The 26,359-nt window shown below is 37.4% G+C and carries 23 protein-coding genes; 12 read left to right on the forward strand and 11 right to left on the reverse strand.

The genetic code is table 11. The features are described 5' to 3' along the window. Window positions 1–57 precede the first annotated feature (57 nt). Window positions 58–1,125 carry a DmpA family aminopeptidase gene (locus F7731_RS09700; RefSeq protein ID WP_151534796.1) on the forward strand — a complete coding sequence of 356 codons (1,068 nt, stop codon included), beginning with the start codon at window positions 58–60 and terminating at the stop codon, window positions 1,123–1,125. A 127-nt stretch (window positions 1,126–1,252) separates the two neighbouring features. Here F7731_RS09700 and F7731_RS09705 read toward each other — a convergent pair whose 3' ends face one another. Both F7731_RS09705 and F7731_RS09710 read right to left on the reverse strand, forming a co-directional pair. After that, window positions 1,253–2,449, reverse strand: a complete 1,197-nt coding sequence (locus tag F7731_RS09705; RefSeq protein ID WP_151534582.1) for a M20 metallopeptidase family protein — start codon at window positions 2,447–2,449, stop codon at window positions 1,253–1,255. A 484-nt stretch (window positions 2,450–2,933) separates the two neighbouring features. Then, window positions 2,934–3,842, reverse strand: a complete 909-nt coding sequence (locus F7731_RS09710) for a copper amine oxidase N-terminal domain-containing protein (protein ID WP_151534583.1) — start codon at window positions 3,840–3,842, stop codon at window positions 2,934–2,936. A 231-nt stretch (window positions 3,843–4,073) separates the two neighbouring features. Here F7731_RS09710 and F7731_RS09715 point away from each other — a divergent pair, with 231 nt between their 5' ends. Next, entirely contained in the window at window positions 4,074–5,705 is a 1,632-nt protein-coding gene (locus F7731_RS09715; protein ID WP_170289672.1) for a copper amine oxidase N-terminal domain-containing protein, read from the forward strand. 482 nt (window positions 5,706–6,187) lie between these two features. Here F7731_RS09715 and brnQ read toward each other — a convergent pair whose 3' ends face one another. The 3 genes from brnQ to F7731_RS09730 form a co-directional block, all read right to left on the reverse strand. Beyond that, a complete protein-coding gene (brnQ, locus tag F7731_RS09720) occupies window positions 6,188–7,534 on the reverse strand; it encodes a branched-chain amino acid transport system II carrier protein (protein WP_151534585.1) in 1,347 nt (448 codons plus the stop codon). 125 nt (window positions 7,535–7,659) lie between these two features. Further along, window positions 7,660–8,631 (reverse strand): proline dehydrogenase family protein, encoded by a 972-nt coding sequence (locus tag F7731_RS09725; protein ID WP_151534586.1) that lies wholly within the window; start codon window positions 8,629–8,631, stop codon window positions 7,660–7,662. Between the two features lie 53 nt (window positions 8,632–8,684). After that, complete coding sequence (locus tag F7731_RS09730) at window positions 8,685–9,668, reverse strand: proline racemase family protein (protein WP_151534587.1); 984 nt, start codon at window positions 9,666–9,668, stop codon at window positions 8,685–8,687. A 199-nt stretch (window positions 9,669–9,867) separates the two neighbouring features. Between F7731_RS09730 and F7731_RS09735 the strand changes: the two genes are divergently transcribed. Together F7731_RS09735 and F7731_RS27060 are read left to right on the forward strand one after the other, a co-directional pair. Next, the gene (locus F7731_RS09735) at window positions 9,868–11,241 is read left to right on the forward strand and encodes a sigma-54 interaction domain-containing protein (protein WP_151534588.1); all 1,374 of its coding nucleotides are present in this window, start codon (window positions 9,868–9,870) and stop codon (window positions 11,239–11,241) included. 143 nt (window positions 11,242–11,384) lie between these two features. Next, on the forward strand, window positions 11,385–11,516 hold the full coding sequence (locus tag F7731_RS27060; protein WP_281352255.1) for a hypothetical protein: 132 nt from the start codon (window positions 11,385–11,387) through the stop codon (window positions 11,514–11,516). 121 nt (window positions 11,517–11,637) lie between these two features. On the opposite strand, the gene F7731_RS09740 is transcribed toward F7731_RS27060, so the two are convergent. The 3 genes from F7731_RS09740 to F7731_RS09750 form a co-directional block, all read right to left on the reverse strand. Beyond that, on the reverse strand, window positions 11,638–12,999 hold the full coding sequence (locus F7731_RS09740; RefSeq protein ID WP_151534589.1) for an FAD-binding oxidoreductase: 1,362 nt from the start codon (window positions 12,997–12,999) through the stop codon (window positions 11,638–11,640). Window positions 13,000–13,054: 55 nt separating this feature from the next. Then, window positions 13,055–14,227 (reverse strand): aminotransferase A, encoded by a 1,173-nt coding sequence (locus tag F7731_RS09745; RefSeq protein ID WP_151534590.1) that lies wholly within the window; start codon window positions 14,225–14,227, stop codon window positions 13,055–13,057. A gap of 138 nt (window positions 14,228–14,365) precedes the next feature. After that, window positions 14,366–15,100, reverse strand: coding sequence for an IclR family transcriptional regulator (locus tag F7731_RS09750; protein WP_151534591.1), 735 nt, complete (start codon window positions 15,098–15,100; stop codon window positions 14,366–14,368). Window positions 15,101–15,280: 180 nt separating this feature from the next. Here F7731_RS09750 and F7731_RS09755 point away from each other — a divergent pair, with 180 nt between their 5' ends. The 7 genes from F7731_RS09755 (at window position 15,281) to F7731_RS09785 (ending at window position 22,313) form a co-directional block, all read left to right on the forward strand. Further along, entirely contained in the window at window positions 15,281–16,165 is an 885-nt protein-coding gene (locus F7731_RS09755; RefSeq protein WP_246197172.1) for a dimethylarginine dimethylaminohydrolase family protein, read from the forward strand. A gap of 78 nt (window positions 16,166–16,243) precedes the next feature. Then, the gene (locus tag F7731_RS09760) at window positions 16,244–17,338 is read left to right on the forward strand and encodes an ABC transporter ATP-binding protein (RefSeq protein ID WP_151534592.1); all 1,095 of its coding nucleotides are present in this window, start codon (window positions 16,244–16,246) and stop codon (window positions 17,336–17,338) included. A 38-nt stretch (window positions 17,339–17,376) separates the two neighbouring features. Then, the gene (locus tag F7731_RS09765; RefSeq protein ID WP_151534593.1) at window positions 17,377–18,432 is read left to right on the forward strand and encodes an ABC transporter substrate-binding protein; all 1,056 of its coding nucleotides are present in this window, start codon (window positions 17,377–17,379) and stop codon (window positions 18,430–18,432) included. 14 nt (window positions 18,433–18,446) lie between these two features. Continuing rightward, entirely contained in the window at window positions 18,447–19,349 is a 903-nt protein-coding gene (locus F7731_RS09770) for an ABC transporter permease (protein ID WP_151534594.1), read from the forward strand. A gap of 1 nt (window position 19,350) precedes the next feature. Beyond that, window positions 19,351–20,130 (forward strand): ABC transporter permease, encoded by a 780-nt coding sequence (locus tag F7731_RS09775; RefSeq protein WP_151534595.1) that lies wholly within the window; start codon window positions 19,351–19,353, stop codon window positions 20,128–20,130. A gap of 309 nt (window positions 20,131–20,439) precedes the next feature. Next, window positions 20,440–21,405, forward strand: a complete 966-nt coding sequence (locus F7731_RS09780; RefSeq protein ID WP_151534596.1) for an L-lactate dehydrogenase — start codon at window positions 20,440–20,442, stop codon at window positions 21,403–21,405. Between the two features lie 146 nt (window positions 21,406–21,551). Beyond that, window positions 21,552–22,313 (forward strand): dimethylarginine dimethylaminohydrolase family protein, encoded by a 762-nt coding sequence (locus tag F7731_RS09785; RefSeq protein WP_151534597.1) that lies wholly within the window; start codon window positions 21,552–21,554, stop codon window positions 22,311–22,313. Window positions 22,314–23,012: 699 nt separating this feature from the next. Here the strand turns inward: F7731_RS09785 and F7731_RS09790 are convergent. Further along, window positions 23,013–23,291: an FmdB family zinc ribbon protein gene (locus tag F7731_RS09790; protein WP_151534598.1), complete on the reverse strand. Its 279-nt coding sequence runs from the start codon at window positions 23,289–23,291 to the stop codon at window positions 23,013–23,015. Window positions 23,292–23,310: 19 nt separating this feature from the next. Further along, window positions 23,311–24,489 (reverse strand): formamidase, encoded by a 1,179-nt coding sequence (gene fmdA, locus F7731_RS09795; protein ID WP_151534599.1) that lies wholly within the window; start codon window positions 24,487–24,489, stop codon window positions 23,311–23,313. 348 nt (window positions 24,490–24,837) lie between these two features. Here fmdA and F7731_RS27065 point away from each other — a divergent pair, with 348 nt between their 5' ends. Further along, the gene (locus F7731_RS27065) at window positions 24,838–24,966 is read left to right on the forward strand and encodes a hypothetical protein (RefSeq protein ID WP_281352257.1); all 129 of its coding nucleotides are present in this window, start codon (window positions 24,838–24,840) and stop codon (window positions 24,964–24,966) included. 280 nt (window positions 24,967–25,246) lie between these two features. Here F7731_RS27065 and F7731_RS09800 read toward each other — a convergent pair whose 3' ends face one another. Next, a complete protein-coding gene (locus F7731_RS09800) occupies window positions 25,247–26,236 on the reverse strand; it encodes an LCP family protein (protein ID WP_151534600.1) in 990 nt (329 codons plus the stop codon). Window positions 26,237–26,359 lie beyond the last annotated feature (123 nt).

Here is a 26,359-nt window from a genome sequence, read left to right on the forward strand (position 1 = left end):
TTCTGATTTGCGGAAGAACCGTCATGCTTCAAAGGAGGAATCACTTTGCAAAATAATATGCCTAAGAAAGTTAGGGAAAGAGGAATTGTCATCGGTCGCCTCCCTGTTGGTACGAAAAACTGTATTACAGATGTTGAGGGAGTTCAGGTTGGTCATGTGACACTTGATCATCCTCTTGAGGATATTGACGGAAACGTAAGGGATTATGCATGTACTGGTGTGACAGCCATATTACCGCATGGTGGGAATGTATTTAAAGAAAAAGTAACAGCGGCAAGTTATGTATTAAATGGCTTTGGAAAAACAACTGGGCTTGTACAGGTAAATGAATTAGGTGTAATTGAATCTCCAATCATGTTAACGAATACATTCGGGGTTCCAGCAGTAACTCAAGGGACATTAAAGTACATGCTTGAGGAAAGTCCCGAGATTGGGGATACAACAGGAACGATTAATCTAGTTGTTGGTGAGTGTAATGATGGCCATTTAAACTCGATCCGCCGTTTGCCAGTTCAACCAGAGCATGCGATTGAAGCAATTACAAAGGCATCTAGTAATGCTGTACAGGAAGGAGCAATAGGTGCCGGGAAAGGTATGGTTTGCTTTGGTTATAAAGGAGGAATCGGTTCCTCTTCACGATTAGTAAAGGATGAAGAAAGTGGTCTTTCATACACTATTGGGTGTTTAGTACTAAGTAATTTTGGTAAAGAAGAAGAATTTCAAAAGTGGAAATATAAACTCAAAGAAGATGGGGATGTTCCACATCTATCTAATACAACTGATGGATCCATTATCATTGTACTAGCAACAGACGCCCCCGTTAGCAGCAGACAGCTGCTTAGAATTAGCAAAAGATGCGGGATTGGTCTTGGCAGAACGGGAAGCCACTTTGGCCATGGTAGCGGTGATATCGTCATTGGCTTTTCAACTGCTCATAAAATTCCACATTTTACGAATGAAATGATAGAAACACGAATGCAACTGAGGGAAGACCATCCGATCATGAATCAACTTTTTACCGGGGCTGCAGAGGCTGCTGAAGAAGCGATAATAAACTCATTATCACAAGCAGTATCGACTACAGGTCGAAACGGGCATGTCGTTCATGCCTATCCATTTGAATAGAGAAAAGTCCCCGAAGTATTGAGCTTTTGGGGACTTTTTTGTGCCTATCAGATTGGTATTTTTAAGGCTGGTCGTATAAGTAAAACGATTCATTTGAGAGTATTTGAGATTAACTATGTAATTAATATTAAAATAAGTAATGAGATACAATGCTGACAAAGGTTTTTTCACTAATTAATAAAGCACGCTCATCAAAATCAAATTTGGGATGATGATGAGAATAGCTGGTTGATTCATCATCATTTTGTGATCCAACCCTTATAAAAGTGCCTGGCTTTTCAAGAAGGAAATATGAAAAGTCTTCGGCTCCTGTTGAGGGCTCCATTTCAATAATATTCTCTTCAGAAAATTGCTCAGATAGTAAGGATTTTACTGTCTTTGTCTCTTCTGGGTGATTATATACAGCGGGGTATCCATTTTCATAATCGATCGTATAAGTAGCGCCGAATGCAGTTGTCACTCCGTCTACAATGTTGTGAATTTGTTTTTCAACTAGTTTTCGTGTGTCCTCATCATATGTTCGAACCGTTCCTTCTAAAGTGGCTTTATCAGCGATGGCATTAAATGTACTACCTGCCTGGAAAATGCCGACGGATACAACAGCTGTTTTTAAAGGATCAACGTTACGACTGACAATCTTTTGTAAGGAATTAACAATATCACTACCTATTACAATAGAATCGATTGATTGATGAGGTCTTGCTCCGTGGCCGCCCTTCCCTTGAATGTGAATCGAAAATTTATCAACTGCCGCCGTTTTATATCCTTCACCTACAGCAACTTTTCCTAAGGCCATTTGGGAATTTAAATGGATACCGAAAATATAATCCACACCATTTAAGACACCGTCTTCAATCATAAATTTTGCTCCTCCAGGTAGAGCTTCCTCGGCTGGTTGGAAAATAAAAATCACTTTTCCTTTAATATGGTGGCGAAATTGACTTAATGCTTTTGCAGTCCCAAGCAATGCAGCTGTATGTCCATCATGGCCACAAGCATGCATCACTCCAGGGTTTTGTGATTTATAAGGCACATCTTTTTCATCATTGAGTGGCAAGGCATCGAAATCTGCTCTTAAAGCAATTGTTTTTCCTGGTTGATCTCCTATCAATATACCAATTAAACCATTTCCCCCAATATTTGTTTTTACTTCTAAACCAAAACTAAGCAGCTTCTCTTTAATGTACTGAGCGGTTTTCACTTCTTTAAAAGATAACTCTGGGTATTGATGCATATGCCTTCTCCAGTTAACCACATCATGGTAACCTGCAGTTAACGTTTCGAATATGTCATTAATTAGCCTTTCACTCGTTTTCAATCTCATCTACACTCCTTAAAAATGAATTTTGCGAATAAACAATCATATATGAATTATACTTCTTGGTTATCGTGCCTGTCACTCCTGGGGCACTAATCTCGGGGCCAATTCCCCGCACCGATTCAAGCTTTGTAAAGATGGAAATGATGAATGTGAAAGTTGTTTTTAGAAGGAGAAGAGGAAGGGAGAAACGACGGTCATCTTGAAGGTGAGCCAAAGATTCACGTCTGCACGGAAGTAGAAGGAGACCGGTTTTTAGAGCATTTTCTTAGTAGAGTCGTATAATTTAACTTGGATTCTTTATTTACCAATAATAAATCCCACAGAAAAGCAGGCGGGTCCGCTATTTCTGTGGGATTCTCTTTTTCTGTTCCATTTTATGAGTCTATATCCGGAAAGTCGCTGACGTAAAGAATGCAGGGCGAAAAAGAAGCATGGAGATGTAGCTCCAGCTTCTCTTCTCATTAATTTAAAATTCGAGCCATCAACCTTAATTCCAATATGGTTCTCCAACAGTAAGGAAATATGGATGGTCAGATTCTTTTTCCCCGTTGGTTTGAACATATACATTATATTTATTAAATTTATATACCATCTGTAGATACATACCGTCTTCAAATTCGTAATTATTACCGAATACATTAATGATATCTTGATTTGTTGTCGACTTCGGCAGCATGATGTGTATGCTTCTCACTACTGGGAAATGTAAATAATCATGTCCGGGTCCCCCCGAGTAATACAGTAAATAATCGCCGTACGTCATAAAAGGAATATCATCCGATTCGGGAGTTCCATCATGCCTTGCATCAGGAAACCCATACATGTTGGCAATTTCTGCAAGGCTTTTTCCCGTTTGGGATGCGTGAAATGGTCCTAGTTTTCCATTGCAAAGATCTTCCAATAGGTCCTTATTCAAGTTCTTTTTGCTAAAAGTAAAATCCACATCCGTAAATTTTCCTTCATTAATGATAATTATCCTAGTCTTCCCATCCCAAAACACTTTCTTTCCACTTGCCTCCGCAACAAAGCGAAGTGGCACCAACGTTCGACCGTTTAAAACAGTAGGCACTTGTGACAGAATCACCTTTTTACCATTCACATAGGCAGTTTTGTCATTAATCTTAAGCTTGATTGTTAGCTTATCTTTTGTACCTGAGATCACATTCGTTTTCTGATCCCAATGAACCTCCATACCAAGCATTTCAAATACTGGACGTAACTCTATCATTGTAGTTCCATTCTTTATAATGGGGTCGTTTCTAAGGACTGGCTCTTTTCCGTCAACAAATACATAAATTGGCCCATGCTTACTGAAAGCATTGGCTCTCCCAGGATCAAGGGTAAAAAGGGCCAATGCAAAGAGAACTATGAACCCCAACATCATCCTCTTTTTCAATACATCACCTCATAAAAATTAGATATATTAAATGAGTATGCTTATTGTGGGGAGATATTCCTACATAGATATAAAACCAAGAATCAACGCTTCAAGGTCTTATGCGTTTAAAATATGTATTCTTTTGTGTCAATTTATAACCAAGGAATCCAATGGAACCATTTACCACAATGCAATCGAATGAACACCAAAGTATAATGATGAAAGACATAATAAATGGAGGAAATATTTGTGAAACGTATTATCTTTATGCTTGCATTTACTTTTTTTGTTTTTTCTTCTCAAATGATCGTTCATGCGAATAATCAAGCACCCATCACTGTTTTTATTGATGGAAAGAAACAAACCTATGATCAGCCCCCGGTTTTATTAAATGGTAGGACAATGGTGCCGATGAGGGGCATATTTGAAGCTTTGGGGACCCAAGTATATTATAATGCTAGTACAAAAACGATTTATGCTGACAATTATGGCATGCAGATAAAAATGCCACTCGGAAATAAAACAGTTAATGTTAATGGCAAGTTAATCACACTTGATGTAGAACCAAGGATATTAAATAATCGAACGTTGGTACCACTTCGATTTGTTTCTGAATCTTTAGGGGCTGATGTGGATTGGAATAGTGCAAACAAGACAATCCAAATTAAGACCTATTCCAATAATCCTGTTGAACTCAACAAAGCACTTGTAGCTGGGAATTTCCCTTTGATGGAAAAATGGGTAAAGGGAGGGACGGATCCTAATAGTGCATTAAATACAGCACTAGAAACTGGTAATGTAGAAGGGCTACGGAACCTTTTCAAATTAGGGGCGGATTCTTTAGAAATAGATCCCTTATATCCTTATTTAAAAGATCCTCGTTATCGAGAAGTTATTTTACCATACGCTTTAGGAGAGAGATTAGAAGAGTATGGACCAAAGCGAAAACAATTTACGACTTATCAAGACACGTATTATGCTGGAGTACCAGAGTCTACCATATTAAAAACAGAAGCATTTCAACTTGCTGCACTTACGCAAATGAATATACAAAATTTAAGTACTGTTGTTTTTACTTTTCCTAAAAAAGTCCAAGGTTTCAATTTATATCGAATGATGGATGAGAAACATAAAGGCGTTGGGATTGCCATGCCTACAGGATACGTTTTTCAAGATCCAAGAGAAACAAACTGGGAGTTCCGTTCGAATAATGAACAAGAGTTAATGGCTTATTTCACGTTATACTTAAATGGCAAGACTGCTTTCGGGGTCAGAAAAGCAAAAAGAAATACGGAGCCACTCTATGTTCAGTCCGTTCGAGAAAAAAATGCCTATCAAATTGAAATGGTTTTAAGTGGCAAAGCAACTGCTGAAACCGTTCTGAACAAAGACCATTATATGATCATGAATCAACAAGGAGAAGAACTCAGAATTAAGGATATTACCTATGAAAAGGCCCAATATGATGAGGTTGCTACATTCACTTTAGAACAGCCTTTAATAGGAGAAAATAAGCTATATTTTTATGTAAATGGTTTAGAGGACAGTAATCAAAATAAATTTAACAGCTATCAAACTTTCTTTTATGTGAATGATACGAAACGACCAGAATTCGCACCATCCATTCAAGTACCAGCAAAATCGTTTGAGGTTACGGATGGTCATATCACCTCGATGACATTAAGATTCACTGAACCGCTTAGGAACATAAACGTTAGAATAGATGGAAAAGTATATGAGTATCAAATTGATGGAGCTAGTTCAGAAGTGAAAATCGATAACCTATGGTTAGAATCAAACCCTGATAATTCATTTTATCTAGAGTGTTGGGATGGAGCAGGGAATAGATCCTCTATTGTGACACCCTTCGTGGACAAATGATCATTTTATCCACCCAGGGCGGAATTCTTGGTCACAGCCCGAAAATTGAATCAGTTGAAAATGTTGCCCCGCTTGGTTAAGCGGGGTTTTAATCAAACGTTTGATTGATAGGTATGTTCGTATTTGATTGAAATGATTTCAGAAGCTAGCTTTTAGTAACTAATCGTTTGATTTGTTACTAGCGGGATAATCAAGATAGGCTGCCCGATCGTCACTATGATTAAGCAGATGAAGAACACGACTAGTTCTCCACTTGCCAAAATGATCAAAAGCTGACCTGTTTGTCATCACCCTTATATACAAGTTTTTCATAGGGTTAGTTACATTTGGAAACAAGCAGTTCTTTGTTTCTCGTTTTTGCAAACTTAGATGAAAAATACAGGAGCAACAAAGGACAGGGACGGTTCTCGTGCTTCCTATGAAACTAGGAAAACCCCCTTAAATGAGCGGAAGGGGGTAATCTTTCGATAATAATAAACATCCTAACCAGCAATATTAATCATTGTGCTAGGTTCTTTCCTTGATTTAGCTACAATCAAACCGATTAGAAATCCGATTAGGCCTGTGATAATCCATCCGGCGCCATTTTCAATTAATGGGATGAATCCAAAGATGCTATAAATGGCTTCTGGTGCAATAATGCCATCTTTTAGAGCATCGAGAATGGCGACAAACCCAACGCCGATCATTGTTCCAATATAAACGGATTGATGACCTTTAAACAAATTATTTGTAAATATTAAAACGATTAAAGCAATGGCTAAAGGATAGAGTAATAGCAAAATAGGAGATGCTAATGTTAGAATTTTGTTGAGACCAAAGTTTGTAATGATTAAGCTCAAAATGGAAAAGAGAATTAACCATATTTTATATGAAATAGAAGGAATGATTCTTTCGAAATATTCGGATACAGCTGCTAAACAGGCTACATTGGTTGTGATCCCTGTTAAGAATATAATGGTCCCGATGATATAAATGCCGATCTGCCCGAATAGAACTTTAGAGCCTTGTGCTAACACTTCTCCGCCATTTTCCCTAAATCCAATGGCATCAACACTTGAAGCACCAATCCATGCCATTGAGACTTGTAGTCCTACCAAGCCGATAATGGTCACTATTCCTGCCTTAATAAATAGCTTTGATACTTCCTTTTCAGACTTGATCCCTAAGGAACTAATTGATTTAATGAATATTCCTCCAAATACAAATGCAGCGAGAACGTCCATTGTGTAGTATCCTTGTACAAACCCTTTCAAAAATGCGTCAACGCTTTGAATATACTCTCCTTGAGGTTGTCCAATCTTCCCCATCGGTGTAAAAATCGACTTTCCAATTAGCAATAATAATAATATTGCAAAAATAGGAGTGATTATTTTTCCGAGACGATCGACAAATTTTGTTGTATTCCATGAAAGCAGGATCGTTAGAACGATAAATATAACAGAGAAAATAAACAAATAAAGACTGCCATTTGATTTCGTTTCGATTAACGGATGTATAGCAATTTCATATACGACTGAAGTTGTCCTCGGGATTACATAAATCGGCCCAAGACATAAGAATAGTAAAATTGAGAATATCGTAGCGAACACGGGGTGAACCCTTTCTGTAAGTTTTTCAACTGTTCCTCCACCGCGTGTTAAAGCTATGATCGCTAGTAAAACTAAACCTACACCCGTAATTAAAAATCCACCCATAGCAATCCAGATATTTGTTCCAGCCTGTTGGCCAACCATTGGAGCGAATATAACGTTTCCGGCACCTAAGAACATAGCAAAGAGCATGAAACCAATTGCGAGCACTTGTGAAAATGATAACTTCTTTTCCATTGAATTTCCCCCTTATTCTATAAATTGAGGATGACTTTTAATAAGGAGGGATGGATATGGGCCATCCCCTTTATTAAAAATATTATAGTAGTATTACAGCAAAGTCATCTTCATTTTTTCACCATTCATTTTTTGCTTAATCTTCCTAATAAAAAGGCACCGGCCCCTAGTCCAATGAGCATATTTGTTTTTTTCGTAAACATCTGTTTTGCAACGAGATTGAGATTTTGTGGACGTTCAGCTAATCGGCGCATGAAATAGCCATACCAATCATTTCCGAATGGGACATATGTGCAAAAATTGTAGCCTTCTTTTGCAAGCTTAAGCTGTAAATCCTTTCTGAATCCATACAGCATTTGAAATTCGAACTTTTCTTGCGGAATATTATTCTTTTTCGCAAATTTTTTCACATGATCAATGATATGGTGGTCATGGGTTGCAATCGATGTAAATTTCCCATTCATCAAGTGATATTCAATTAACTTGATGAAGTTTCGGTCAATATCGTTTTTGTCTTGATAGGCTAAGTTTTCAGGCTCCTTATATGCACCTTTTACAATTCTTAAGCGATAGTTTTCATATTTCTGCAATAATTCTTCAGATTGATAGAAGTATGCTTGAATGACAGTGCCGATATTATCATATTCTTTCGAAAGCTCATCAATTATGTCAAAGGATGGCTGCAGATGACCGTAATCCTCCATGTCAAAGTTAATAAAGATGTTATACTCGTATGCTTTTGCAACGATTTCCCTTAAGTTCTCCAAGCAGAAGCCGTATTCAATATCTAAACCAAGCTGGGTAGGCTTCAAGGAAATATGGGCATCCAATTTATTTTCATGAATGGCATTAATCACGCCTAAAATTTGATTCGTGGCCTCCGTTGCTTCCGCTTTTTCAAATACAAATTCACCAAGATTGTCGATTGTTACAGAAATACCAACTTTATTTAATTCCTTGACGCTTTCTACCATTTCCTTAATATTCGTTCCAGCAACAACAGACTGTGCGCCTAGTTTTAATCCCCATCTTTTTGCCCCGCTATTAAGAACCTTATTTTGTGATAGCATCATAAAAAAGTCTCTAGTTAAACTCATAATAATGACCTCCATTTTTTTGTTTTTGATATAGTCTCTTTTCCGATGTTAAATTATTTTAATAGAAATCCTTCCGTGTAAGGATCAGTCTTATCTAATAAGAATTTATGAACACCTGTTACCCATGCAGATCCGGTGATTTTTGGAATGATTGCTTCATATCCTTTTACACTCGCAAAATCAACGACTTCACCTTTAAACTGAGATCCAATAATACTTTCTTGAATAATTTGCTCATTACGTTTAAGGTTCAAGGTTGCTAGTTTTGCGCATGTTCCTGTTCCGCAAGGAGATCTGTCAATTTGGCCATCTCCAAAAACAACGGTATTTTTATAATGATTTTCATCTAGCTGAAGACTAAGTTCTACCAGGTCGATGGTCGTTATTTCCGGAATTTCCGGATGCTGGGTAACCAATTGCTCATTCGCTGCTTTTCTGATGGCCATGCCAATTGCTGTGATCTGATCTTGTTCATCAATGTTTAGTTTCAAATTAAATTGTTCTGCATCCACTATGGCAAAAAAACTTCCGCCAAACGCAATGTCCATCTTAATTAATCCGATGTTTTCTACTAAAACGCTTACATCTTCTTTATATAAAAAAGCTGGAACATTAATAAAGGAAATTTCTTTCACCTTATCGTTTTCGTAAGCTACATGGCATTCCACAATTCCAGAAGGGGTATCAAGGAATACCTTGTCCTTTTTAGCGATGAGGCCATTATCTATTGCAATTGTGACAGAGGCAATTGTCCCATGACCGCACATGTTCAGATATCCACCGCTATCCATAAATAAGACACCAAGGTCACATTCAGGATTGCAAGGTGGTGTTAAGATGGCACCGAACATATTTAAATGACCTCTTGGTTCATGCATAAGAAGTTTTCGTATATGGTCCAAGTTAGATTCTACATATTGTTTCTTTTGCATCATTGTATTTCCTTGAATCTCTGGAATACCCTCAATAATAATTCTAGCGGCCTCTCCCATCGTATGGGCATCAATCGTTTCAATATAATTTCCCAAACTTAACATAAAGTTTGCATACCTCCTGATGATATAAATTTTGACTTATTAGCTTAGATGCAAATATTGTGCCAATTTATAAAATTGAGGGTAATTCTAATGTTGTAAACGTTTTTGAGCCATTGTACAATTGGGGGTGTTCATTAAGTTTACACTATTGTAAATACAATCTTTACACTTACAGTATGGCCAGCAGGGGGTGCAAGGAATGGATGATTGGTCACTTGAACATTCCTTCTATTATTTAAATGCATTAATTGAAACAAGTTCAGATGCTATAACGATTATTAATACATTAGGGGAAGTGCAATATTGGAGTGCACAGGCTGAGCAAATTTATGGAATCCCGCTTAAAGATATTAAACAGAAGAAAATAAACCAGTTTTTTAAACAAGAGAATTTGAAATTACTAGAGATTTTGGAAACGAAGAAAGCGGTTTTGAACGTGTATCATCAGCCAAGGCCGGGGATGCATGTATTGATTAGCTCATCTCCTATTTTTGATAATAAGGGAAATTTAATCGGAGCCATCTCCATCGATCAAGACATCACAAATATTGTGAAATTAAATGAGAAACTCACGTTAACGACTACCCAATTACAAAAAATCAAGCAGCAGTATCATTTGCAGGAACAAATAGGTCCCTTATCGGAAATTAAAGGGCATAGTGATGCTTTACAAAATGCAAAGGGCTTAGCTCTCAAAGTTGCAAAAACGGATGCCACCGTATTAATTCAAGGTGAAAGTGGAGTAGGGAAAGAACTTTTTGCTCAGGGCATTCATGAAGCTAGTTTGAAAAAGAAGCAGCCTTTTATTCCGATTAACTGCGGCGCTATTCCAGATGCACTTTTTGAAAGTGAGTTTTTTGGCTATGAGAAAGGTGCTTTTACAGGTGCTTATAAGGATGGGAAAGCGGGAAAAGTAGAGATGGCTGACGGCGGTACGTTATTTTTGGATGAAGTAGGTATGCTTCCACTTGATATGCAAGTGAAATTATTAAGGGTTCTTCAGGAAAGGGAAGTTTATCGCATTGGCGGAAATGCTTCGATAAAAGTAAATATTAGAATCGTAGCAGCGACCAATAGCGATCTTGAAGATATGGTTAAACAGGGGACATTCCGAGAAGATTTATATTACCGTTTAAATGTGGTTACATTGAAAGTTCCGCCGCTTCGAGAAAGAAATGATGACATTCCGGAGTTGGTTAATACTTTCGCGGGGGAGTTTGCTGCTAAATACTTAAAGGAAATCCCAACACTTATGAATAGCGCAATGGAAGTGTTTACGACCTATCAATGGCCTGGAAATATAAGAGAACTTAGAAATGTTGTAGAAAGAATGATCATCTTTATCGATAAATCTACGATTACTGCAGAAGACGTAATCAATATATTTCCTACTATTCAACACGAAAATATGAACAAAGAAGGTTTAGCCCAAGAGAAAGCTTCATTAGAAAAGGATCGAATAAAGGAAGTCCTTATCGAAACATATGGCAATAAAAGCGCCGCAGCCAAAAAATTGGGGATTTCCAGAGTAAGCCTCTACAATAAAATAAAACAATATGATATTAAGCTTTGAGTCCATGATTGTCACTCCCACATTAGCGGATGGTGGATGCTTCATGGTTCATGGAACGGGTTTTAGTTAAAGTTGATGCAAAACGAGAGCTATGGATGGTTCATGGAACGGGTTTTAGTTAAAATAGATGCAAAACAGGAGCTATGAATGGTTCATGGAACGGGTTGTTAAAGCTGATGAAATACGGAGGCCATGAATGGTTCATGAGACGCGTTTTAGTTAAAGCTGAAGCAAAACGGGAGTCATGGACGGTTCCTGGAGCGGGTTTTAGTTAAAGCTAATCCTGACCGGAGGCCATAAATGGTGTCAAGCACAGGGCGGTTCTTCTGCCTCGCCATTACTTCATTCAAGTAGGGAAAAGGGCCATAAAGAAAACCCTTGCGATTGCAAGGGTTTTTATTCGAAAATTTTCCCTGGATTCAATATACACTTTGGATCCAATACCTTTTTTATATCTTTCATAACATCCAATGCTTCTCCGTGTTGAAGGAGCTGGTATTTCTTTTTCCCTAATCCAACCCCATGTTCTCCTGTACACGTACCTCCACATGCCAAAGCGTAATGGACGATCTTTTCATTAAATTGATTTGCTCGTTCCATATCTAGAGGATCATCAGTGTCAATTAAAACTCCAGCGTGAAAGTTTCCATCACCGATATGACCGATGATGTCACCTTGTAATCCTGATTCATCTATACATTTTCGGGTATATTCTACCGCATCTGCTAGATTGGACAATGGAACACAAACATCCGTATTCATGACTTGTTTCCCAGGGTTCTCGTGAATAAGCGCATATAAAGAATTATGTCTTACTTCCCATAACTTTGCTCTTCCTAATGAATCCGTTTCGAATTCAAACTCATAACAGTCAAATTCATTGAATATCTCTTTCGTTAGTTGAACGTCTGATTCCACACTACCTTTCGAACCGTGGTATTCTAGAAAGAGAGAAGCACCCTCTGAATAAGTTGTACCATATACTTTATTCATATATTGGATTGTTTCCCCTTCAACCAACTCAACTCTGGCTATCGGGACACCAACGTTTAATAGAGCGATAGCAGCTTGAATTGCTTGGTTTACAGATGGGAATACGGCACGTGCTGCGATAATAACTTCTGAAATGCCATGAACCTGAAGCGTTATTTCAGTAAAAATACCCAATGTTCCTTCTGAACCAACAAAAAGTTCAGTTAAGTTATATCCTGAAGATGATTTTTTTGCTTTTCCGCCAGTTCGAATAACCCGACCATCAGATAGAACGATCTCCAAATCTCTTACATTATCTTTCATTGCACCATATCTAACGGTTGTTGTTCCGCTTGCATTTGTAGAAGCCATTCCTCCTAGTGTAGCATCAGCACCGGGATCAACTGGAAAAAACAACCCATACTTTCCAAGTTCCTTATTTAATTGCAGTCTTGTCACACCGGGTTGAACACGAACTAGAAAATCATCTGGATTTATCTCTATTATTTTATTCATTTCTTGAAAATCAAGAGAGATTCCTCCTTTTAAAGGAATCGCAGCCCCCTCAAGACCTGATCCGACTCCAAAAGGGGTCACAGGAATTTTATGTTCATTTGCAAATCGTATAATGGCAACAATCTCTTCTTTATTTCGTGGAAAGACGACAACATCAGGAAGGCTTGCTGCATGAAATGATTCATCTTTACTATGATTTAAACGAACGGTTTCATTCGTACTGATACGATCATTGGGAACAATTTGTTTTAATTTATCAGCAAGCGTCATGTTTTATCTCCTCATATTTTGATGCTTCAATACTAAATTCCAACTGGGATCGATATTATTTAACCGCTTTAATAGAGTGTAAAAAACGTTCAATTCCATCTAAACCTTTTACTAAATCCTCCATCGATTGGGCATACGATATCCGAATATATCCTTCACCATAATCAGAGAATGAACTTCCAGGTATAACAGCGACTTTTTCTTGTTCAAGGAGATTCATTGCAAAATCCATTGATGATAGCCCAGTACTTTTAATCGATGGGAAAATATAAAATGCCCCTTTTGGTTCGACGACTTCTAAACCCATTTCTTTTATTCTTCTATAGGCGAAATCTTTTCGACGTTCATATTCTTTTTTCATTGCTAATACTTCTTCCGTATACGCACCTTGCCTTAATGCCTCAACGGCAGCATATTGGCTAATAGTACTAGGACAAATCGAATTAAAAGAATGTATTTTATAAAATTGGTCAATTAAGTAAGAAGGAGCAAAAGCAAAACCTATGCGCCATCCTGTCATAGAATGTGATTTTGAAAGACCGTTTATGATAATCGTTTTATCCTTTAAAGTTGGAATAGCTCCGATTGAAAAGTGTTTTTCATCATAAATCAACTCACTATAAACTTCATCTGCCACAATAAATATCTTTTTATCTTCAAGCACTTTAGCAATCTCAAGCACTTCTTTTTCAGACAAGATCGTGCCAAGTGGGTTGCTAGGATAAGGGAGAAGTACACAACGAGTTTTTTCGGTAATATGCTCTTCTATTAACGAAGCAGTTAATTTAAAATCACTATTTGTTGTATCAACATAGACAGGTACTGCATTACATAACTTGATTAATGGTTCATACCCAGGATAAATAGGAACAGGTAAGATAACTTCAGATCCTTCCTCAAGAATCGTGCGAAATGCAAGATCAAGAGCCTCACTTGCCCCAGTTGTGACGATAATTTCATCTTCCGGACGATACGATAAATTATAATTATCACGAACATAATTACATGCTGCTACTCGTAATTCATATAGTCCAGCCGTTTCTGTATAGGCATTTTGATTATCAATAATTGCTTTTACGCCGGCTTCTTTTACATATTCAGGAGTAGGGAAATTTGGTTGGCCAAATGTCAAATTTATGATGTCTGGTGAACGATCGACTTTATTAGCGATTTTACGAATACCTGACATTTCGATACCTACTACATTTTTATTTAGTAGATTAATCATTTTAAATCATTCCTTTCATTAATTAGCTCTTTTTCGTTCGAGACCTAGGGACGAATTCTTTTAGATTAATAGCTAAAAGGAAAAAGTATTTTATAAGAGGTAACCACCACCCTTGATTTGTTTTGCTTCGTAAGAATTTCAGTTTTTAATGCCCATTTTCCACGAAATTTTGTTTCCTGTATTTATCACTTCATCAATAATTCCCTTTAATGTTTCATCCTCCAAATTCGAGATATTCAATTTAATACTGACAGCACCAATCACCCCGCCGTAATGATTTAGGATAGGAGAAGCGATAAAAGAGATACCGTCATTTTGTTCGTCTTGAAGCAATTCATATCCGTCTATTTTTATTCTATTTAATCGTTGAAAGAAAGCAGTTCTTTCACCTTCTGGAACGGATTCAATCACTACTTTTTCTACAAATTCAGGCGGCATATGTGCTAGCATCGTTAAATTAGCTGCACCCTCGTATAACGGTGTCCTGAGTCCTAACTTGTCATGTACTCGAATTGTTTGATTTATACAGTCGATTCTTTCAATAATGATAGATTCCGTACCTATTGGCTTGCTCAAATATACGGTTGCTTCAACAGTCCTCATTAAGTTTTCTAATTCAGGTCGAAGCACACTAACATAATCAAGCGTGTCGTAAACAATTAAACCGTATTCAAGCCACATATTACCAAGCCCATAAAGTTTGCTTTTGGGATCCTGTTGTATCATTTCATGTTTGATCATGGCATTAAGGTTACGATGCAGGGAACTGGCAGGAAGTTTACATTCTTTAGCCAGTTCAGTGATAGAGAATTGATTCGGATAATGTTGAATTAGGACTTTTACTATATGCATTGCGCGATCAATTGATTGCAATAAAATCCCTACCTTTCCATTCAGAAGTAGACAAGACAGCGTGATAGGCCAAATGTTTATTCATTTTAAAAATATTTTATTAGAAAATTTGCAATTGACAATAATCTCATTTTTCATTATATTAAAATCAATTACCGATAGCAAGAATGAAATTCCACTTACCGGAAAGGTTGACTAAAAATGATAGAAACTTTGCAATACTGCAGTTCAATGTTTAAGAAATTGGAGCATGTTATTGTAAAACATCCAAAGGATGCATTTATTAGCCAAGAGCATCTGCATCAACAATGGAAAACGTTCAATTATATTGAGGAACCAAATTATGAAGATGCTGTAAGGGAATATGAAGAATTTATTGCGATCCTGGAAAAATATGTGAATAAAATCGATTATTTACCGTCATCTAATAAAACAGGGATTGACTCTTTATACGCACATGATCCAGTCAAGTTTACAAAACATGGGGCAATCATTTTAAATTCAGGGAAAAAACTAAGACAGCCTGAAGCAGAAGTTTATAAAGAGTTTTTAAAAGAAAAAAATATACCGATTATTGGTGAACTTACCGGTGATGCAATAGCAGATGGAGGAGATATTGTTTGGCTTGATGATCGTACTTTGGCGGTGGGGCGAGGTTACAGGACAAATGATGAAGCAATCCGTCAATTAAGAGAAATAACAAAATCTTTAGTTGATGATTTTATCGTTGTACAGCTTCCGCATGATCAAGGAGAAGCGGAGTGCTTGCATCTTATGTCGTTCATTAGCATAGTTGATCAAGATTTAGCAGTTGTTTATTCCCGTTTAATGCCTGTATTCCTCAGACAGTTATTAGTAAATAAAGGTTTTCAATTGATTGAAGTACCTGAAGAGGAATATCACAATCTCGGTTGTAACGTTTTGGCACTTGCACCAAGAGTTTGTGTTATACCATTTGGAAACGATTACACCAAAAGAGAACTTGAGAAAGCTGGAGCAACTGTCTATGAATACAAAGGAAATGAAATCTCTTATAAAGGAACAGGTGGACCTACATGTCTCACTGCCCCTGTTGTAAGAGTATAGGTGAATGGGCAAAAAATAGATTACTTGTTTAGTTGTATGTAGTTTTTAGAACGTATCGGATTGGGAGGGGGTTATTGCATGGTTTTAGGCAACAGTTTATCCATTGTCAATGCTACAAAGTATTATAAGAAATTTAAAGCAGTTGACGATGTAAATTTGGAAGTAAATCAAGGGGAGTTTCTCACGATATTAGGGCCGAGTGGTTCTGGGAAGACGTCATTACTTAAATTAATTGCTGGATTTGAACAATTAAATCAAGGGGCAATTGTTTTGAATGATCAAGATATTTCGAAGAGAAAACCGTACGAGAGAGATATCGGGATGTTATTTCAAAATTATGCCCTTTTCCCTCATATGACGATTTTTGACAATATCGCATATCCCCTTCGGCTTCGCAAAATACCAAAGAAGGAAGTTCAGGAAAGGGTAGAAGCCATTTTGAAACTTGTTCATCTAGAACAATTTGGATCAAGATATCCAGAACAATTAAGTGGAGGTCAACAACAAAGGGTAGCTTTGGCAAGAGCAATTGTCTTTAATCCACCACTCCTTCTTTTAGATGAGCCCCTTGGAGCACTTGATAAACAATTACGAAAGAAAATGCAGTTGGAAATAAAGCATATTCAAGAACAAATCGGAATCACGACCGTTAGTGTGACACATGATCAGGAAGAGGCATTAACCATGTCAGATAAAATTTGTGTCATGAACAACGGAAGGATTGAACAGGTAGATAGCCCTGAAAACTTGTACAAGCGGCCGAAGAATCGATTTGTAGCTGAGTTTATAGGTGAAATCAACTTAATTAAGGGCAATGTTGTGAGTGTAGACGAAGAAAAAGCAAAAGTAAAAGTAAATGAGGGATTTGTAGTTGATATCGGAGTAGATTCTGAATTAGACATCAAGAATCAATCGATGTTGATTGCTCTACGTCCAGAAAATATTCAGATTGCTAAAGAAGAGTCCGAATTTCATAACACGATTAAAGCCAAAGTAATTGAATCCATTTATGTTGGTGAGGCCTTTAATATTAAAACAAGAACGGAAACAGGAGAGGAAATTACAGCGAAAATTCCTGCAAATGTATCTGAATTACCATTAAAAGATAAAGATATTTTTCTAGGATGGAATTGTAAGGATGCTTGTTTAATTCATGATGAAACACCTGCATAAATCAAAAATGTTAAAGGATGAAAGAGGAGGCAAGATTTATGCCAAAGAAAATAGTAGTCTTCTTATTTACAATATTTGTGGCTGTTATTGTAGCGGGTTGTGGAAACGGGGCCACAAATGGTAAAGAAAACAAAGAACTAGTAGTTGTTGATTGGGGTGGCCCTTATACGGAAATTCATAAAGAGGTTGTCTTTAAACCATTTGAAGAAAAATATGATGTCAAAGTGAAGGTTGTCACACCGCCTGATGTAGGAAAATTAAAATCAATGGTAGAAAGCGGAAATGTTGAATGGGACGTTGTTAGTGTTGGTGATGATTTTGCCATTCGAGGTGGGAGAGAAGGTCTATTAGAGAAATTAGACTTTAATGTGATTAAAACAGATGGGCTTCCTGAAGAACTTGTTCACGATTATGCTGTTCCTGAAAATACATTTTCAACAACGATTTCCTTTAATACGGATACATTTCCTGTAGGGAAGCATCCAACAACATGGGCTGAATTTTTTGATACAACAAAGTTCCCAGGAGATCGTGGATTATATAATGATCCAATGTGGACTTTAGAAGCTGCTCTATTAGCTGATGGAGTAGATCCGGAAAATTTATACCCTTTAGATGTTGACCGTGCATTTAAAAAGCTTGATGAAATAAAAGATCATGTGAAAGTTTGGTGGTCAGCAGGTGCACAACCACCAGAAATTTTAGCTACAAATCAAGTTCCATTAACGAGTTCGTGGGCTGGTCGTGTGATAGCAGCCAAAGGTGATGGGGCAGCGGTTGATGTAGATTTCAATCAAGGACTTATTTTATCAAACTCTTGGGCAGTACCTAAAGGAGCGCCTAATAAAGACTTAGCAATGAAATTTATTGCATTTTCTTTAGAACCTGAACAACAAGCAGCTCTTTCAAATAAATACGACAACGCACCTGCTAATGCCAAGGCAATTGAGTTGTTAACTGACGAGTCAAAAGTCCGATTAGGTTTAGATGACTCTTCAGATCAATTGCAAAAACAAATATATATTAATACCAAATGGTGGGTTGATAACTATGAAGAGGTTAATGAACGCTTTAGAACATGGCTTCTAGAATAAATGGAGGTGGAAAAATGATCGAAGTTAAAACTGAGACATGGGTACCTGATAAACAGGTATCCTTCTCCCACCGTTTAGCAAGAATATCAGGATTACAATGGCTTCTGTTGATTATCCCATTGGCATATATCTTAATTTTAATGTTCTTTTCGATGATCGACTTTTTTAAACTTAGTTTTTTTAATGCTGATGGATTTACATTAAAATATATCAAATCCTTTTTTTCTACTCCTGTTTATTTGAAAGTGCTGTGGTTGACATTAAAAATCGCTCTGCTCGTCACGGTATTTTCATTAGTGATTGCCTATCCGCTTGCATACTCATTAGTGATAACAAAATCAGAACTATGGAAAAAAATTATTTTTTCTGCTGTGTTAATTCCATTTTGGATAAGTCTACTTGTTCGTACATTTGCTTGGACAATTTTACTTCGAAAAAATGGTGTCATTAATATCATTCTAATGAAACTAGGGATCATCGACCAACCGCTTGAGCTGATCTATAATACGACTGGAGTTGTCATCGCGATGACTCATATTCTTCTGCCATATATGGTCTTAAGTCTATATTCTGTTATGGCAGGGATTGATCAAAGGCTGCTTCAGGCAGCACAAGGTATGGGAGCACGACCTTGGAAGGCTTTTTTACAGGTCTTTTTCCCATTATCCGTTCCAGGACTGCTTTCTGGTTCTCTATTAGTCTTTGTCATGGGAATTGGGTACTTTATTACGCCTGCCTTATTGGGCGGACCAGACACAATTATGATTTCGATGTTAATCGAAAGTAATATTAACACAACATTGAATTGGCATTTAGCGTCAGTTCTAGCTCTAGTATTATTTGTTGCAACTATACTTTTGTTATTAATTGCTCTTCTTATAACAGGAAAGAATCCTGTATTGAAGGAGTTGGAATAAGATGTGGCTTAGAATATTGGTAGGTATGATTATCTTTGCTTTAATCTCGCCTATTTTAGTCGTGGTTCCGATGTCTTTTTCTTCAGCTAGTTACTTTGAGTTTCCAATTCCGGGTTACTCTTTGAAATGGTATCTTAACTTTTTTAATAACGAAGAATGGGTAATAGGGTTAATAAGAAGTCTATTCATCGCATTTTTTACTGCGATATTATCTACTATATTAGGAATTATGGCTTCACTTGCAGTCTCAAGAATAAACTTTTGGGGTAAGAAGTTGTTTATGTCATTAATGGTCGCACCGATGATCATTCCTGTCATTATTACAGGTGTTGCCCTCTATCATTCCTTTGCTCCACTTAAACTGACGAATAACTTTGTCGGCTTAGTTTTAGCCCACACAATTTTAGCTATACCTATTGTTTTTGTAACGGTGACAGCTAGTTTGAAGGGGATGGACCGTAACCTTGAAATGGCCGCAATGGGGCTAGGGTCAACCCCATTTGGAGCTTTTTTTAAAGTGACACTTCCATTGATTCGACCAGGTGTCTTATCAGGTGCGTTATTTGCTTTTATTATTTCTTTCGATGAAGTTGTCGTAACCATCTTCTTAGGAGGAGCAAATACAAAAACATTACCTATCGCTATGTGGGAAAATCTGCGTATCCAAGTGGATCCAACAATGGCAGCTGTCTCTTCTATTCTTATTGTCATAACGATTGCGTTGTTTATTACAGGCGAATTTTTTACAGCACGTAAAGGCCGGAAAGTTAGTAAAAATTAATAAGAATATAAAATTTGCCTAGTTTAGGTGAAATAGAACCAAAACTAGGCGAATCTCGAAAATTAGCATTTTTCTACAAGACAATAAGGGCGATAACGGACATTTGGATGGGTATTCGGAGTAGAAGTGCCCGTTAGGAGAGCGATATCGGACATTTGGATGGGTATTCGGAGTAGAAGTGCCCGTTAGGAGAGCGATATCGGACAGTTGGCTGGTATTCTGAATTGAGGTGTCCGTTATAAAGTTCAAGAATCTCTTAAGCCTATGTGTAAGAAAGAATTTGCACTTTTAATGAGGGGAATGGTCTTCATGAAAAGAAATGTTAATAGAGTTGCAATCATAGGTACTGGTTTTGTTGGTTCAAGTTATGCTTATGCATTAGTTAATCAAGCAATTGTAGAGGAAGTCGTATTAATTGATATGAATCGCGAGAAAGCCGAAGGAGAAGCCATGGACTTAAACCATGGGAAATTGTATTCTCATTCTCCAACACAGGTTTGGCAAGGAGAGTATAGCGATTGTAAAGATGCGGATATTGTATGCATAACAGCCGGAGTAAGCCAAAGTGAAGAGGTTACAAGATTAACGGTAGTTGAAAAAAATACAAAGATTGTAAAAGCAATTGTAGAACAAGTGATGAATTCCGGTTTTAATGGGATTTTTCTAATTGCGTCAAATCCAGTTGATATCATCACATATGCCACATGGAAATTTTCAGGTCTGCCGAAGGAAAGAGTGATTGGCTCTGGAACCATGCTGGATACAGCCAGATACCTTTTTATGTTGGGAGAGTATTTTAACGTCGATTCCCGAAATATAAATGGATATATTATTGGCGAGCATGGCGACTCACAGATAGCTGCTTTAAGTACTGCAACCATTGGTGGGAAATCAATCATCGACATTGTAAATTCTAATCGTAAATATTCAATTGAAGATCTAGAAGAGATTGCTGTGAATGTACGTGATGCAGCCAATCATGTTGCTATACGTAAAGGCGCAACATACTATGGCATTGGGATGTGCTTAGCAAGACTCACAAAAGCAATTTTCAAAAATGAAAATGTAATTTTGCCTGTATCTGCTTACTTAGATGGCGAATATGGATTTAACGATGTGTATGTCGGTGTACCGGCGGTTATTAACAGACAAGGGTTAAGAAACATTGTTGAAATGAATTTAAATATGGATGAAAAAGAAAAACTAACTACTTCCGTTACGATTTTGAAAAATACGATGGAACCAGTAATCGATAGTTTAATAACTTTAAAGTAGGTTTAGTGATAATAGCTTGGAGTACCAGTATTTATATAGGGAAAATGAAAGTGAGTTCTCGTATGAATCGTGTCAAATAGCAGTTTGATTTTTTTGCATAGTGGAAATTTTTTTGATATACAAAAAAATATTTTGGAGGTTTTTTTATGTTCAAAAATATTATTGTTAAGAGACCAGCGGAAACGTTAGTGAATGGATTAACTACTTCAGATTTAGGAAAACCAATATTTGAAAAGGCGCTTATTCAACATGATGCTTATATTGAGGCCCTGAAAAAATGTGGGGTTGAGATTACCGTTCTTCCGGAAAATAGTGAGTTTCCTGATTCAACTTTTGTTGAGGACACTGCTGTTCTAACAGAGGAATTTGCGGTAGTGACAAATCCTGGAGCAGAAAGTCGTAATAGGGAAATTGATGAAATGGAACCAGTATTGAAGCGTTTTTATAAAAAAATTTATTATATTGAGGCCCCGGGAACACTTGAGGGAGGCGATATTTTACAAATTGAGGATCATTTTTATATTGGAATTTCGACTAGGACTAACTTAGAAGGAGCAGAACAATTAAAGCAAATTCTTGAATCTGAAAACTATAAAGCTACTATTGTAAAGCTAGAGAAATTTTTTCACCTAAAAACGGGTGTTACCTATATAGGGAATGGCACAGTACTTGTGGCAGGAGAATTTACAGATCATGATGCATTTAATTCATATTACAAAATAATCGTATCAGCTGAGGAAGAATACGCGGCAAACTGTATTCGTGTCAATGATTATGTCATCATTCCTTCGGGTTATCCAGAAACAAAGAAAAATATTGAAAATGCTGGCTATCAAACGATTGAAGTGGACACTTCTGAATACCGTAAAATAGATGGGGGACTAAGCTGCTTGTCATTACGATTTTAAGATGGAATATGAACTAAGAATCCCTAATACCGGATGAAATAAAAAAAGAAGGCTCGTTATTTATTAAGTATTTCAGTTTTTGTGGAGAAACATGATAAAAAGCATACCCATAAACAAATCAATTGATATGCTATTTCATTGATATAACAACACTTTTAGTTAAAGTATATGTAAATTAGCATAGGAATTAACAATGTGACAATAACTATTGTCATTCTGTGGAGTATGGTGTTAATTGCTATTTTATTTTTAAGTTTCATTTTAAAAAGAAACAAAGAAAATTATCATTTTATGATAAATTACAAGAATAAGGAATATTCCGGTGTAGAGAGCATAACTCTTAGTATATGGCTGTTTTCTGCAATGTTGCTGCTGTTTAACGAATTTTCATATTGATGTTTCGTCAGTTAAGGAGGAAATCATATGGATTGGTATATATGGTTCGCAGTAATTATTGCTACAGTTATTATAATTATTGGGCGTAATGGATCTAAAAAGAAATAATCCTTGTTAAACTATCGGGGACTAAGATAAACAAGCGTACACATCAAAGTAAAACCACTTGGAATAGAATCCAAGTGGTTTTTTTGCAAATTATATTGTTGTTTAACTAACCTGCTAATTGGCTTTTTCTCCACATTATCTGAACTACTTAGTTATTTATGTGCCTTCTTTTTGTGACTTTCTTCTAATTTTCGCCTAACTTCCCATCTGCCATGGCCGGCTAATCGATGGCTTTTTTCTGATTGGCGTACTATTTTTTCCTAATTCATCTCGCGTCATTCGCCGTGGTTCCATTCCTTTTTCAATTTGTGATTTCAGCGGCTTTGACATAGAGGAAAGGTTCGGTGCGAAAAAAACACGTGCTGATTCATTTTGACATTGTGGGCAATCTGCCTTTTCTTTATTGCCGGACATTGTTTTGAAGAATAATGTAAATTCTCCGCAATCCTGACATTGAAATGTGTAACTAGGCAAGGAAAAGCCTCCTCAACGATTATTTAGGCAATATATCTTTATCAAAGATTTGTGTAGGGATAGCGACCGTACAGCATGCATTTGGAATATCTACAATTCCGGCAACCCGGCCTTCCACAGGTGCAGAACTTAATAGCATATAGGCCTGCTCACCTGTATAACCAAGTGTTTTCAGGAATTCAATTGCATTCAAGCACGCATTTTTATACGCCATATTGGCATCTAAATAGTGCTGTTTGCCGTTTAAGTCATTGACGGATACCCCTTCAAATACAATGAAATCTGTATATAAAGGATCGACTGGACCTGGCTTGAAGGCAGGGTTTGTTTTAATCTTATATTTTTCCATTCCGCCTTTAATTACATCGACCTTTAACTCAATCCACCCAGACATTTCGATGCCGCCGCAGAATGTAATTTCGCCGTCACCTTGGGAGAAGTGGAGATCACCTACGGATAATTTAGCTCCATCTACAAAGACAGGGAAGTAAATCTTGGAGCCTTTTGATAGATTCTTAATATCGCAGTTTCCGCCATTTTCTCTCGGGGGAACCGTTCTGGCACCTTCACTTGCAATCCGGTCAAACTCGGCACCTTTTACTGTACCTAATACAGCTGATTCAGGTGTTGGCAAGTTTGCGAGAGGTGGGACACGTTCTAGATCCTGAGCCTTCAGTTCTCCCTCTCTTCTGTTCCATTCCTGTAAAAGCTCCATAGATGGCGCAACCCCGATTAGTCCAGGGTGGAGAATTCCAGCAAATTTAACGCCAGGAACATGTCTTGAAGTCGCGAAAATGCCTTCAAAATCCCAAATAGATTTAGCTGCTTCCGGAAAATGATCCGTTAAAAAGCTACCGCCATTTTCCTTAGCAAAAATCCCGTTAAAACCCCATTCTGATTCCTGGAATGTTCCGATATCTAATATATCAACAACAAGCAAATCACCTGGCTCAGCTCCATTTACATATACTGGCCCACTTAGAACGTGTACGCGCTCAAGGTCAACCTTACGGATATCTTCCGCGCTGTCATCATTTTTTATTTGACCATCTGTCCACTCTTTGCATTCCATTCGAAATGCAGCGCCAGGCTCCACGGAAAAAGCCGCTGGAATATCCGGATGCCATCGATTATGACCCGGATGTGCCTGCTCCTCCATCGGTTTACTTAAGTCGAGCCTAAACATTGTTTTTGGCATTCAAATTCCTCCCCAATGATTTTAGTCCTGGTGTAAAAATATGTATGCGGTACCATTATATAGACAAGCAGTTCGAATTATTACAAAATATTGACTATTAATCAGAGGGATGCTTCTTTTGCTTCTGTGTGGGGTGGAGTTATAAGGATATTTTAAACAAACGATTGATTGAAGTGTCTGAAAAGGTTGTCCCGCTTGGTTTAGAGGGGATTTAATCAAACGATTGATTGAATTGAATGACATCCATGATCGCCGCGATTTGAGTAGCAACTTTTTCTTATTCAAACGTTTGATTGAACTGTCATAAAAGGTTGCCCTGCTTGGCTTAGGAGGGATTTAATCAAACGATTGATTGAATTGAATGACATCCATGATCGCCGCGATTTGAGTAGCAACTTTTTCTTAATCAAACGTTTGATTGAACTGTCAGAAAAGGTTGTCCCGCTTGGGTTAGCGGGGATTCAATCAAACGTTTGATTGATTTTTTTATGAGTTAACCAGCAAATCGGAAAGCGCGCTTTACCATGTATTCCCGGTACCATCACCATAAGGGAACACCACATTTCTAGCGAATCACCCAAAAGCCAATTTGGAACAGAAAATCACGGTATAACATCAAAATCCAGCATCAAAACGAATTTTGTAGGGTGTCAGACACCTTACGTGCATCAGTCGAAACGAGCACTATGATGTGAATGAAAGGGGAAATTCTAGTAGTTTCAAAAGAGAGGCAGGGGGATCGTCCCTGCCTCTGTCATTAGTTTGTTTGTTGCTGATTCATTTCTAAATGATTTTGCAATTCTATTTTAATATCATCGAGGGCCTTCTCATCTAGTTGATAATAATAGGCCCGATTTACATAATAATCACTTCCAGCCAATGTTAAAGAGTCGATTGAAATTCGTTTTTTAATCCCGAATTCGCCTAGATATTTGATTTCATCAAAGGCTAAATCGGTTTTCATATTCGAACCTACTGCTTTGAACACATCATCCAATTTCGATATGGATTTCAAGGACATTGTTTTTTGAATAATGGCTTTAATGACTTCCTGTTGACGTTTGCCGCGCTCGATATCATTATCAGGCCTTGTTCGTGCAAAAGCGAGTGCCTCTTCTCCATTCAATGTCTGAAGTCCTGGCTGAAGACGTATCGCCCCAGCGCGATCCTGAGAATTTTGTTCAGAGAATGCAAAGGGAACATCTACTTCAATGCCGCCTAATGCATCAATGACTTCTAAGAATGCTGTAAAGTTCACCCGGACATAATAATCGACCGGAATGTTTAAAAGACTTTCCACCACATCAATGGTCGCCTTTGGACCGCCATAAGCATGTGCGTGATTGATTCGCGTTTTATGCCCGGCCTCAGGGATATAAACATATGAGTCTCTAGGAATGCTTAGCATTTTTGCGGAATGGTCGTTTTGATTTACTGTTGCCATGATTAAGACATCCGAGCGGGACTGCTCCCCAAAGCCCCTTTCTTCACTGTCATCTACCCCAATCACAAGCATGGAGAAATGATCATTTTCGATTTCAACAACTTCTTCTCTTTTCGATGATAGATCTCGTCCTTCAATTTCTTCATATGAATTTACCATAGACTTCTTAAATTGATTGTAATAGTGTGTGCCCCATGCAGCAGTGGCGAGCCCAAGCACTAGGATGGGCAATAAAATCAACAAAGCGATTTGCTTTTTTCTTTTTTTTTTGTCTATTGACCTTCTGTGTCTTCTTTTAAGCATTTGATAGCTCCCCTTTTCGAATGTATAATTCTATCATTTTAGTCATATTATACCAGATGGAAACCCGTTCTATTTTACTATTTTTTCTCTTTTAGGGGAAGTAGGAGATTCACTGTTTGTAAG

The sequence above is a fragment of the Cytobacillus depressus genome (genome assembly GCF_008923245.1).
Lineage (GTDB): Bacteria > Bacillota > Bacilli > Bacillales > Cytobacillaceae > Cytobacillus > Cytobacillus depressus.